This is a genomic window from Candidatus Glassbacteria bacterium (assembly GCA_019456185.1).
GTDB lineage: Bacteria > Gemmatimonadota > Glassbacteria > GWA2-58-10 > GWA2-58-10 > JAJRTS01.
The window spans coordinates 1-906 of sequence record VRUH01000180.1; the positions used below are offsets into that span (position 1 = coordinate 1).

The 906-nt window shown below is 60.8% G+C and carries 2 protein-coding genes; both read left to right on the forward strand.

Annotation, left to right across the window (positions count from 1 at the left end; all coding sequences use genetic code 11):
• A partial coding sequence (locus FVQ81_18755; GenBank protein MBW7998570.1) for a branched-chain amino acid ABC transporter permease occupies positions 1–378 on the forward strand: 378 nt, incomplete at its 5' end.
• A 6-nt stretch (positions 379–384) separates the two neighbouring features.
• Positions 385–906 (forward strand): branched-chain amino acid ABC transporter permease (locus FVQ81_18760; protein MBW7998571.1); only part of this gene is annotated, 522 nt, incomplete at its 3' end.

Here is a 906-nt window from a genome sequence, read left to right on the forward strand (position 1 = left end):
GCCATCGCGGACGACCAGCAGGTCTCCATGGCCATGGGGATCGACGTAAAGCGCTATTTCGGCATCTCCTGGGCCATTGCCGGCGTGGTGGCTCTGGTGGGCGCGTTGATCTGGGGCAACGCCATCGGGGTGGATGTGCAATTGGCCCTGCTGGGACTGAAGGTGTTCCCGGTGGTGATCCTGGGCGGGCTGGACAGCATCCTCGGAGCCTTGGTGGGCGGGTTGATCATCGGCTCGGTGGAAGCGTTGGCGGCCGGGGTGATCGATCCCTACGTGGGTGGGGGCACCAAGGACTTCACGCCCTACGTGCTGATGATCGTGGTATTGATGGTGCGGCCCTCCGGGTTGTTCGGGAAGGAAGACATTGAAAGGGTATGAACACGCATGATTCACAGGGAAGCCGCCACATTCAAGCGCACCTATTCGGAGGATTTGGCCCTCTATCCTTATCCATTGCCCAAATACACCATGATGGCGGTGGTGGGGATTGTGTTCGCCGTTATTCCCATGGTGGCGTCGGATTATCTGCTGAGCCTGCTCAACCTGATCGGGATCGCCTCCCTGGGCGCCATCGGCCTGAATATCCTGGTGGGGTATACAGGCCAGATTTCCATCGGTCACGCGGCCTTCATGTCCGTGGGCGCTTATACCGCGGCCAACCTGGTAACCCGGCTCGATCTGCCCTGGTACCTCGCCATGCCGGCGGGAGGCGCCATGGCGGCCCTTGTGGGGGCTTTTTTCGGCATTCCCTCCCTGCGCATCAAGGGACTTTACCTGGCCATCTCCACCCTGGCCGCGCAACTGATTATCGAGTGGACCCTCAATCACGTCACCTGGATTTCCGGGGGGGTGGGCGCTTCCATCTACGTGCCCCGCCCGGTGATCTTCGGTTTTACGATGAAATCC